Genomic DNA, 10248 nt, shown 5'->3' on the forward strand with positions numbered 1-10248 from the left:
CGCCCCCCCCCCCCCCGTCGACATCAGGCAAACGCACTGCTATGCGACCCTGCCACCCGCCTGTCTCCAGCCTTTGCACCAATAGATTTCGTTTAACTCATGGCACTTTGGTTTGATTGAACTACCTTCAAACAATAAGAAGTCATGACGGCTCGATTTTCCACGTCAGCTTCAGTGATCAGACAGCGGATTGGCAAAAGGAGTTACCTCACCATGATCCTGGCAGGCGTTTTCCGGCTCTGTACCTGCATTGCCGATTACTTTCCGGGGGAACAAGGTCGTCGGACAACGCCGTCCATGGCCGCAAGTATCGCTCTGGCAGGCAGTCCAGGTAACCGGTTCACTAAAAACCGTTTCAGCAAAGGTCGCTCGCTGTCCAGCCAGATCAGCGAATTGCGCCCGCTCGTGTGTCGCACGCGAGGAGTAACGCCAAGGCCTTGGATAACGGGTCTGGTGCATGGGGGGGGATAGCCCGATCCCCGTGAAGTGATCCGAGACAACTCAGTCCGCCTAGAGACGGCCTATCCAGTGAGGATGTACTTAATGAGCTTTCGTACCGAGCCCGCTTTCAAGCGAATTATCCATGGCCTGTTCTGGATGGGCCTCAGCGTGGATGCGGCTCAGGCCGCGCCGGCCAATTGCCCGCAACTGGACAATTGGCCGACAACGTACGAGGTCGGTCAGGGGATGCAGAATGAACTGCGCAGCCCCGTTCCGGTAACGCAACTGGCAGTGGGTGACCCGAAAATTGCCGACGTGCAACCCAGCGGCAGCAACGCGTTCATACTCACGGGCATCGCGCCGGGGACCACCAGCCTGATGGTCTGGACCGCCTGTTCGAAAACGCCACGCCAAAGCATGGTGTTCGTCAAGGGTAGAGCCACAGCGGCGCTGACCAGCGTGCCGTCGGTGCTTTCCGACGACGCGCTGCTGCCGAGCCAGGTGCAGACCGATATCCGCTTCGTTGAAGTCAGCCGGACCAAGCTCAAGGAAGCCTCCGCCTCGATTTTCGGCATCCGTGGCAACTTCCTGTTCGGCTCGCCGAGAACCTTGCCCACCATCGGCGGCATTGTCACGCCGTCGATACCCGTGAACAACAACAACTTCAACCTCACTTTTGCTACCGGCAATACCCTGGTGGCGCTCAACGCGCTGGAAGGCAGTGGTTTCGCCTACACCCTGGCGCGGCCAAGCCTGGTAGCGCTCAGCGGACAGAGCGCGAGCTTCCTGGCCGGCGGTGAAATACCGATTCCGGTGCCCAGTTCAGGCAGCGATAGCGTGTCTATCGAGTACAAGGAATTTGGTATCCGCCTGACCCTGACGCCGACCATCGTCGGGAAAAACCGTATCGCGCTGAAGGTGGCGCCGGAAGTCAGTGAACTGGATTTCACCAACGCAGTAAGCATCGCCGGCACGACAGTCCCGGCTCTGACCGTACGCCGTACCGATACCAGCATCTCCCTGGCCGACGGCGAAAGCTTCGTCATCAGCGGCCTGATCAGCTCCCGCAACAATTCCCAGGTGAACAAGTTTCCAGGTCTGGGCGATATCCCGGTTCTGGGCGCGTTTTTCCGCGACAACACCATCAACCGTGAAGAGCGCGAACTGTTGATGATCGTTACCCCGCATCTGGTCCAGCCACTGGCGGCCAATGCACAACTACCGTCATTGCCTGGCGAACAGCTGCGCAATTACGACCCGAACTTCTACCGCATGTTCTTCCTGGAAAATGGCGACTTCGACAGTCGCAGCGGGCTCTCGCAATGAACCGGAGCCTGAACCGGACTTGTCTCGCCCTCACTCGTAACGGTGACGTTGCACGCTGGCCGGGCCAGCCTTATTGCCATTGGCCGGGCGTTCAACGTGTTGTAGCCAGAGGACCTTCGATGAAAGCAGTCATTGCAATAGCGGCGACATTAATGCTCGCTGGTTGTGCCAGCAATGGCCTGTCTTCGCGACCGGCCAGCTGTGCCAAGCCCGATTCGGAGCAGGAACTGGCCCTGAACCTGGCCGACAGCATGGCCGACGAAGGCCGTTTGTATGCCAGCCTGGCGAATCTGGAAGGTTTGCCCGACAACCTGGTCCAGGTTCGCCTGCGCAAGGCTCGGGTGCTGCGCATGATGGGGCGTAGCGGCGACGCGCAGCCGTTGTACGAAAGCTTGCTCGGCACCTGTCTGACGGCTGAAGGGGAGCATGGTCTGGGCCAGTTGGCCGCCGCCAAAAATGATAACGCCAGCGCTGCCACTCACCTTGAACGTGCGGTGAAGATGGCCCCCACCGACGACAGGATGCGCAATGACCTGGGGGTCGTCTACCTCAATCAGCGACGGATCCCTGAAGCACGCTTTGAGTTCATGACCGCCATGGAGCTCAAGCAGGCAAACACACTGGCGGCACTCAATATGGTGACACTGTTGATCTACCAGGATAACTGGAAGGCGGCTGCCGACCTCGTGACCCGTGCCGACTTGAGCCCCAAGCAAGTCGTAGAGGCCCAAACCCGCGCGGAAAAACTCAAGGCCTCCGCCAAAAAAGTGGTGGCTGCCGATGGCAATCGCAAGACTGAGGTAGCCGATGCCTCTTCCAGTGCGAACAAGTAGAACGTACGAGGAGTCGAGATGAATACCAAAAGGCTGTTGATCGTGTGCATGGCTTGCCTGTCCACCACTGCCTGGGCTATTGAGCCGGGCCCCGCTTCGCAGTATCAACAAAGCACCGAACAGTGGTTGCAGCTGCAGATTCGCGGGGTGGTTGCCTCCCGTATAGTGCAAACCGCTTCGGCCACCGAGCGTGACCTGGCCATGCAGCGCTGGCTGAATAGCTTCAGCTACCCGATTCCGCAGTATTTTGACCAGAGTACACCGGGACAAATGACCATCGGCAACTGAGGCATATCGATGGGTGATCAGCCTCTGGCGTAGTCCAGAGTGGCCTGGCTAAACAGCCAGGCTCAATCATGTGTGCAGGAAAATACAGTCCAGGTACTGAATAGTGGAGCAGGCGATTGGAGTGAATACACTCCAATCGCCTGCTCCACCGCGTTCTTATGCAGCATAACCACCTGGTTCGACAGCAAACCACTCCTGCTCACTTACCGAATGCTCTGAGTACCCCGATCATGGCTGGGCCGATAGCGACCAGAAAGAAGCTCGGCCATAGACAGAAAATCAGCGGAAATACCAGCTTGGTACCGACTTTCGCCCCCATCTCTTCGGCGGCTTGTGTGCGCCGGTCACGGAACTCATCAGCATAGATGCGCAAGGTGTCGGCCACGCTGGTACCAAAGCGGATACTCTGCGCCAACAGGCTGACCAGTCCTTGTACGTCATCCAGGCCAGTGCGTAAGGCCAGTTGCTTGAGCGCCTCGGTACTGGAAATGCCCGCGCGAATTTGCGCATTGACTAGGGCCAGCTCTTCAGCCAGTTCGACCTGACTGACCGACATCTCCTCAGCCACCCGTTCGATGGTCGTGGGCAGGGCCAGGCCCGACTCCACGCACACCACCATCAGGTCCAGTGCATCCGGAAACGCAGCACGCAGCCGACGTTGTCGCAACTGCTTGCGCTTGGCGACATACATCGATGGCAACAACCATCCGATAGCGCCCACCATGGCCACCAACAGCAGCCCCATGGTGAGGGACACCTTGGGAATCATCGGCAACAGCAGCAACGCAATTCCGATCAATAACAACGGCAATATCAAGCGTACCGCCCAGTACATCTGCACCGCCGACGAGGAGCGGTACCCCGCATGTATCAACAGGGTCTGGGTGACGGACGTCTGAGGCGATTCGCTCGAAGCAAAGCGCTGGCCGACCCGCTCCAGCAACAGCTGCAGGTTACCCGGAGCTTCCTGCCCGGCCGTGTTGCCCAAATGACCACGCTTGATCAGCGCCAGACGACGCTGCACCGGGTCCTGAAGCCCCATGATCAGCAAGATCATGGCGACAACCGCAAGCACCGTACTCAAACCGATCGCGCCAAGGAACAACAGGCGCGCCATCTCCTCGTTCCCCGTGACCCGGCTGAACAACCCGAGTAAAAAGTCCATGACCTGTACCTCCCGGTAGCGAATACCGCTTAAACCTGAATCCGGATGATTTTGCGAATCCAGAAAATCCCGACCAACATGGCGAAGAACGCCCCGATGATCATCTTGCGGCCCATGGGATCATTGATCAGCATCGGCAAGTACTGCGGGGTGGTGAGCACGATCACGATCGCCAGCACAAAAGGAACCGCCACCAGCACCCAGGCCGACATGCGCCCTTCCGCCGACAGGGTTTTGACTTTGCGCTGAAAGCGGAAGCGCCCGCGAATCAGTCGACTCAGACGCTCCAGAACTTCGGTCAGATTACCGCCGGTCTCGCGATGGATAAGGATCGAGGTCACCAGCATCATCACCGTCATGCTAGGCATCCTCTCCAGCAGGCCGAGCATGGCCCGGCGCACATCGTTGCCAAAGTTGATATCGGCAAAGGTCAGGCCGAACTCATGAGCGACCGGCCCCCGGTGCTCCTCGGCCACCAGGCGCAGGGTTTCGTTGAATGGATGCCCGGCGCGCAAAGCGCGGCACATGGCATCCAGCGCATCCGGCAGGCCTTCCTCGAACTCAGCGAAACGCTTGCCACGGTCGCGAGAGATTTTCAGTATGGGTAACCAGAAGACCGCGAAGCCCGCGACCAGCGCCATCCACCAGACTGACGAGACCATCCAGATCAGGATACCCGCCGCCCCTCCCAGCACCAGCCCGAGCAGCAATACCCGATAGGCCCGGTATTCGTGCCCGGACTGCTCAATCATTTGCGTCAGTGCCTCCATAAAAGGCAGCTGTTCAAGCCTGGCCTCCAGAGGCGACAAACGCGTCAGGTATTTTTGTCGTAATACCGTCTGCATGTTGGGCTGATTGTTGGCTCTCTCCAGTACATGCAAACGGCCGCGGATGCGCTTGCGCATTTTGCCGGCCTCGCCAAACACCGGCACTGCAACGCTCTGGGACAGGAGAAAAACGGCGATAAACACCATACCGAGGAACATCAGAATGAATTCACCGGGAATATTGCTCATGACTGCCGTGCCTCCATCCACTCAGGCCTGAACATCTCAAGCGGCAACACGATGCCACGCTTGGCCAGCACATCACGGAATGCGGGGATCATGCCGCTGGGCCGAAAATCACCGAGTACTTCACCGTTTTCGCCCACGCCGTGGCGCACGAAGGAGAAGATTTCTGTCATGGTGATGATCTCGCCCTCCATGCCGTTGATCTCCTGCACGCTGACCAGGCGGCGCTTGCCGTCCTCCTGGCGTTCCAGCTGGATGACCACCCCGATAGCCGAAGCGATCTGTTGGCGCATGGCCTTGATCGGGAAGGTCGCCCCGGTCATCGACACCATGTTCTCGATCCGCCCCAACGCATCGCGCGCGGTGTTGGCGTGGATCGTGGTCAACGAGCCGTCGTGGCCGGTGTTCATCGCCGTCAACATGTCCAGCGCCTCGGCACCGCGTACTTCGCCGATCACGATGCGGTCCGGCCGCATCCGCAGGCTGTTACGCACCAACTCCCGCTGGCTCACCTCGCCGCGCCCCTCGATATTCGAAGGCCGGGTTTCCAGACGCACCACATGGGGTTGCTGCAGTTGCAGTTCGGCCGAGTCTTCGATGGTGACGATCCGCTCGTTGTGCGGAATGAAACTGGAAAGCACATTGAGCATGGTGGTCTTGCCGCAACCGGTACCGCCGGAAATCAGCACGTTCAAGCGCCCACGGACAATCGCCTTGAGCAGCAGGGCAATGGCCGGGGTCAACGCCCCCACCTGGATCAGGCTGTCGGTATTGAGCAGGTCCACCGCAAAGCGCCGAATCGACATGCTAGGGCCGTCGATGGCCAGCGGCGGAATAATCGCGTTGACCCGCGAACCGTCCTTGAGCCGCGCATCCACCAACGGCGAAGACTCGTCGATACGCCGACCCAGGCTGGAGACGATGCGGTCGATGATGTTCAGTAAATGCCGATCATCGCGAAAACGCACATCGGTGCGTTGCAGCTTGCCGAAGCGCTCGACATACACTGAGTCATGCCGGTTGACCAAAATGTCGGACACACTGTGATCGGCCAGCAGCGGTTCCAGAGGCCCCAGACCGAGCACCTCGTCAGTAATCTGCTTGATGATCAACTGCCGGCTGGAAGTACTCACCGGTGCCGAGTGTTCATCGAGCAGGCGCTGGCAAATATCGCGAATCTGCCGCGCGGCCTCTGCCTGTTCAAGGGAGTCCAGCAGGGACAGGTCCATGACCTTGAGTAATTGCTGGTAGATCTTTTCTCGCCACTCGGCTTCCACCGGAGTGACCTGACTTTTGGTTTCATAAAGAACGTCCGGCGCTGCACGCTCCCACGCCATTACTTCCTCTACAGGATCCAGCAGATCGTCACCCGACTGACCAGTTGACGATGGGGCGGGTTTACCGGACTGTTTGCGCAAGCGGTTACGAAAGTCGCTGATCATGGGTCACCCCCCGAAAAAACGGTTGAAGGCGCGTTTGAACACGCCTTTTTTTCCAGCCATCTGATTGCCGACCAGGTCATCGGCCACGTTGCGCAGGGCAGCGGTGATCGCCGCCTTCGGCGCATGCAGCTCCAACGGCACGCCAGTGTTCTGACTCTGGCTGACCAGATTGAAGTCATTGGGTAATTTCGACAGGTTCGTGCAGCGCAGTGCCTCGCCGATATCCTTGAGGCTGACCGCTGCCGTCTTGTCAAAGCGGTTGACCACTATCTGCAACTGATCCCCACGCACGCCGAGGTCTTCGCGAAGAATCCGCACCAGGGAGCTGGCATCGCGCAGATGACTGACGCTCTGCTGCACCACCACGTACACCCGATCCACCTGTTCCAGTACGGAGCCGGTGAGGTGGTCGATTTGCCGTGGCAGATCGATCACTACCCAGTCAAAGCTGGCGCGGGCCAACTGCATCAGGGTGTCAAGTTGCTCGGGTTGGGCATCTTGCGACAGACACAGCTCACCGGCCCGGCCACCCAGCACATGCAATGTCGGGCTGAAGTGGCTGCAAAAACCACGTAACGCGACGCTGTCCATGCCGTCGATCTGATGCAACACCTCCAGATGGCTGTGTGTTTGCGCCACATCCAGGTAATGCGTCACGCTGCCAAATTGCAGGTCCATGTCCAGCAACAGGGTACTGCCGCCCTTCATGCTGAGCTGCTGAGCCAGGTTGCAGGCCAGCATGGTGCCGCCGGATCCGCCCTTGGAGCTGATCACGGCGATCAATTTCCCTACTGTCCCGCTGCCGGTCCGAACCTCCATGATCAGCCGATTCAAGGCGGCGACCAGTTCCGTCTCGGCGACAGGCTCCGGCAGTAAGTCCCGGGCGCCGGCCTGCATCGCCAGACGCATGCCTTCCTGTTCGCTCAGCAATCCGCACACCAACATCGGCGGACGCTCATGGGCCGGGCGCTGCAACAGTGCCGCCAGCTCCTCACGCCACAGGTGGCTGACGCGCAACAGCAGCAGATCGGGCATCCGGTCCAGGCCGTAGAGCGGGTCGACATGCCCATTGCTGACCAGGCGAGTGCTCACCTCCAGGCTGGGCATGCGTTGGCAGACGCTCTGCAGGTCGCGCAACGACGTGGCATCACGGCTGCTGATCAGCAACCTGAGCCCGGCTTTGCCGGTCGCACTGGAGAGTGGAGTGTCCTTGGTATTCAGCATGGCGTGATCTCCCCGGAATCGGAATGACGCCCTAGGCTTTCACGTGGCAAGGTTGCCCTGAATGTGGGCAGGGTAATGGGCACGCCGAACCCGGGAATAAACAGGTTGAAAACGAAATTTTGCAGACTCAACTGGACATAACGGATGGCACGAAAACCGTTGACGCTGACCAGGTCGCCGGGATTGGCCACCACAGCACCGTTGACGTCCAGATAGGTCAGCGTCAGGTTGGTGGTGGCCAGATTGCTGATCAGATGGCTCGTACCTGCGTCGGTCGCAGCATTGAAGATCGCCCGCCGCAACACCACCGGATCGCTGATATTGCACACCGCGGCCAGGCGCGTACCACGCCGCACGGCTTCATCGAGCGCATTGACCGTGAAGCTCAAGCGACCTATTTCCACCACGCCGAACAACAGCGTGAACACCAGCAGACCAACAATGGCGAACTCCACCGTATAGGTGCCGCGCATGTGTTTTCTGTTCATCACAGGGCCCTCATCACGGTAGTGGCGACCAGCGGAATGCCCAGTGCAATCTGACTGCCAAAAAAACCGGGAAGCGATCCGGTGCAATTGCCAGCGCCAATCACCGGGCAGAACGTGTAAGTAATGGTGACCCGCACATGGTCGATGCCCACCGCGGCAACGTCCACGTTGCCAGTCGTCAGGCCTGACACCACAGCGGTCCCGGTGTTGGCCGGCACGCCATACACCGCAACGTTTTTCGTCTGGGTCAGTAGCGTATTGTTCAGAGAGACCGCACCCAGCGTCGAGTTCCAGGCATTGTTGGCGACGAAACGGTCGGCATCGCGGCTGGCCTGCAGCAGTACGTTGTACTGATAGAGCATGCGGCCGAACTCACCGAAGGCCAGCAACAGCAACAGCAACACCGGCAGGACCAGGGTGAATTCCACCAAGGCCAGGCCTTGCTGGCGCTGCGGATGTTTAAATCCGTGAAGTCTCATGACGCCCCCTACGAGTCAGTGCTCGGAGTGCCGCTGCCGGTGAGATAGGTTTTGTAGAGCTGAATGATCTGCGGGCCTGAATCAGTTGACGGCGAGGGGCCGGCCACGTTGTCGCCTTCGCACTCCTTCACGAACTGTCCGAAGATCTCCGCGTCCCCGCCGCCGCCATCCATGGGCTGCACCACGAAATAGCAGCCAAAACCGAGGACGGGGATCGAGGTTGAACCATTATTTTTCCCGGAGCAGTCGCCCACCACGATTTTCAGTATCCGGCGCTCGAACACCCCATTGCTCTGACAGCCACTGGCCCCTGCCACACACGCGGCAACGCTTGCACGCCAGTCGTTATAGTCCAGTATCGCGTTGCCGCCCGCTGTGAGGTTGCCATTGCTCGAGGTAATGGTTTGCCCCTGGTACTTCGGGCCTGTGCCGTCGTCAGTGATTGCGGGGTTACTGGACGTGGTCACCAGGTCCGGCGGATAGTCCGAGGCACTGACCGGGCCGTTGTAGATGCCGAAGCGCGTATTCAGGCCTTGAGACGCAGGGCCAACCTTGTTGCCAGGCTCGGTCGGGACGTTGTCTCCCACATTGCGGCAGACCGTGCCGCCTCCGGCCATCTCCTCCCTGACCGCATTGCCGCCCGAGCCAAAATCGAGCAACTGAAAGTTGCCTGGACCAATGGGCGAATTGTTGCCGGAAGCCGTCTTCAATACATTCAAATCACCAAACTGGAAGCCCCAGAACAGGCCGGCACCCGGGTTGTATTTAGTCGGGTCGCCACAGACCATCAAAGGTGCGAGATCGCACGGGCTGGTAGGGCTGGGGCCAGCGGTGGCGATCGCCGCCACCGCTTTGGCTCCCGGGCCGCCAGCGCCGAATGCCTGTGCGAAGTTCCAGAAAAAGCCCGTCAGGTTATAGCTCGGTACCGATACCCGAACATACTTGGCATTCGCCGGCCCTGGATAGGAGAACGGGCCATAGACGCTACTTGCCAGTTCCACCACTGCAAATGCGCCGGCGTTGCCGCCGACAGCCGTGGCCAATTCGTTGTTGCCCGTAGCATTGGCATTTTGCGTTAGCGTATTGAGCGCGGCAGTCCGCGTCGTGCTGGCACTGTTGACGCCCCCCGCCGCCTGACTCAGGGTTTTAGCGCCACTCAGGGCAGCGGCATCCACTGCATTCTGCAGGCGCGTTTTGTTCAGCTGCATATGCCCGCCGTCCAAAGCCAACGCTGCCATCATGGCCATCGCCGCCAACGCGATCACCATCAATACGCTCACCGATCCTTCCTGGCGCCTAGGCACCGAAGTGAACGGCCGCAGAATACGAAGATTCATCATCAAGCCCTCGATTACCGATATTGATCCGGATCGGCTCCACCAATACCGTGCTACCCATGTACTTGTTGCGCCCTGTCAGCGAACTCTGACTTCTTTGGCTTCGGTCCCGCGGATAATCGTGACGGCTCTGCCACCCTCTCCATAACCACGCGGAACTACGCGTTTTGGCTCTATGGCAGTAGCCACCGCCATGACCGGTGTGGCAGGGG

The 10248-nt window shown here is 59.5% G+C and carries 10 protein-coding genes; 3 read left to right on the forward strand and 7 right to left on the reverse strand.

The window, feature by feature from the left end; genetic code table 11:
- The first annotated feature begins 543 nt into the window (after positions 1–543).
- The 3 genes from PMI29_RS24015 (at position 544) to PMI29_RS0129880 (ending at position 2888) form a co-directional block, all read left to right on the forward strand.
- A complete protein-coding gene (locus PMI29_RS24015) occupies positions 544–1767 on the forward strand; it encodes a type II and III secretion system protein family protein (RefSeq protein ID WP_007994950.1) in 1224 nt (407 codons plus the stop codon).
- Positions 1768–1886: 119 nt separating this feature from the next.
- Positions 1887–2600, forward strand: a complete 714-nt coding sequence (locus tag PMI29_RS24010; protein ID WP_007994952.1) for a tetratricopeptide repeat protein — start codon at positions 1887–1889, stop codon at positions 2598–2600.
- Positions 2601–2618: 18 nt separating this feature from the next.
- Entirely contained in the window at positions 2619–2888 is a 270-nt protein-coding gene (locus tag PMI29_RS0129880; RefSeq protein ID WP_033052058.1) for a DUF3613 domain-containing protein, read from the forward strand.
- A gap of 199 nt (positions 2889–3087) precedes the next feature.
- Here the strand turns inward: PMI29_RS0129880 and PMI29_RS24005 are convergent, their stop codons facing one another.
- Genes PMI29_RS24005 through PMI29_RS23975 form a run of 7 tightly spaced genes read right to left on the reverse strand, consistent with a single transcriptional unit; the run spans position 3088 to position 10039 of the window.
- On the reverse strand, positions 3088–4053 hold the full coding sequence (locus PMI29_RS24005; RefSeq protein WP_007994957.1) for a type II secretion system F family protein: 966 nt from the start codon (positions 4051–4053) through the stop codon (positions 3088–3090).
- A gap of 29 nt (positions 4054–4082) precedes the next feature.
- Positions 4083–5069 (reverse strand): type II secretion system F family protein, encoded by a 987-nt coding sequence (locus tag PMI29_RS24000; protein WP_007994958.1) that lies wholly within the window; start codon positions 5067–5069, stop codon positions 4083–4085.
- Positions 5066–6508: a CpaF family protein gene (locus tag PMI29_RS23995; RefSeq protein WP_033052060.1), complete on the reverse strand. Its 1443-nt coding sequence runs from the start codon at positions 6506–6508 to the stop codon at positions 5066–5068. The genes PMI29_RS24000 and PMI29_RS23995 overlap by 4 nt, the downstream gene beginning before the upstream one ends.
- A 3-nt stretch (positions 6509–6511) precedes the next feature.
- Positions 6512–7732 carry an AAA family ATPase gene (locus tag PMI29_RS23990; protein WP_007994962.1) on the reverse strand — a complete coding sequence of 407 codons (1221 nt, stop codon included), beginning with the start codon at positions 7730–7732 and terminating at the stop codon, positions 6512–6514.
- Entirely contained in the window at positions 7726–8220 is a 495-nt protein-coding gene (locus tag PMI29_RS23985) for a TadE/TadG family type IV pilus assembly protein (protein WP_007994964.1), read from the reverse strand. Before PMI29_RS23985 ends, PMI29_RS23990 begins: the two co-directional genes overlap by 7 nt.
- Positions 8220–8699 carry a TadE/TadG family type IV pilus assembly protein gene (locus PMI29_RS23980; RefSeq protein WP_007994966.1) on the reverse strand — a complete coding sequence of 160 codons (480 nt, stop codon included), beginning with the start codon at positions 8697–8699 and terminating at the stop codon, positions 8220–8222. Before PMI29_RS23980 ends, PMI29_RS23985 begins: the two co-directional genes overlap by 1 nt.
- An 8-nt stretch (positions 8700–8707) precedes the next feature.
- A complete protein-coding gene (locus PMI29_RS23975; RefSeq protein ID WP_007994969.1) occupies positions 8708–10039 on the reverse strand; it encodes a Tad domain-containing protein in 1332 nt (443 codons plus the stop codon).
- Positions 10040–10248: the final 209 nt, after the last annotated feature.

It is taken from the genome of Pseudomonas sp. GM49, from assembly GCF_000282355.1.
Lineage (GTDB): Bacteria > Pseudomonadota > Gammaproteobacteria > Pseudomonadales > Pseudomonadaceae > Aquipseudomonas.

What these genes read in the sequence shown, in the direction of transcription:
- PMI29_RS24015 (WP_007994950.1), top strand. Translation starts at nt 544, where the DNA reads ATGAGCTTTCGTACCGAGCCCGCTTTCAAGCGAATTATCCATGGCCTG.
- PMI29_RS24010 (WP_007994952.1), top strand. Translation starts at nt 1,887, where the DNA reads ATGAAAGCAGTCATTGCAATAGCGGCGACATTAATGCTCGCTGGTTGT.
- PMI29_RS0129880 (WP_033052058.1), top strand. Translation starts at nt 2,619, where the DNA reads ATGAATACCAAAAGGCTGTTGATCGTGTGCATGGCTTGCCTGTCCACC.
- PMI29_RS24005 (WP_007994957.1), bottom strand. Translation starts at nt 4,053, where the DNA reads ATGGACTTTTTACTCGGGTTGTTCAGCCGGGTCACGGGGAACGAGGAG.
- PMI29_RS24000 (WP_007994958.1), bottom strand. Translation starts at nt 5,069, where the DNA reads ATGAGCAATATTCCCGGTGAATTCATTCTGATGTTCCTCGGTATGGTG.
- PMI29_RS23995 (WP_033052060.1), bottom strand. Translation starts at nt 6,508, where the DNA reads ATGATCAGCGACTTTCGTAACCGCTTGCGCAAACAGTCCGGTAAACCC.
- PMI29_RS23990 (WP_007994962.1), bottom strand. Translation starts at nt 7,732, where the DNA reads ATGCTGAATACCAAGGACACTCCACTCTCCAGTGCGACCGGCAAAGCC.
- PMI29_RS23985 (WP_007994964.1), bottom strand. Translation starts at nt 8,220, where the DNA reads ATGAACAGAAAACACATGCGCGGCACCTATACGGTGGAGTTCGCCATT.
- PMI29_RS23980 (WP_007994966.1), bottom strand. Translation starts at nt 8,699, where the DNA reads ATGAGACTTCACGGATTTAAACATCCGCAGCGCCAGCAAGGCCTGGCC.
- PMI29_RS23975 (WP_007994969.1), bottom strand. Translation starts at nt 10,039, where the DNA reads ATGATGAATCTTCGTATTCTGCGGCCGTTCACTTCGGTGCCTAGGCGC.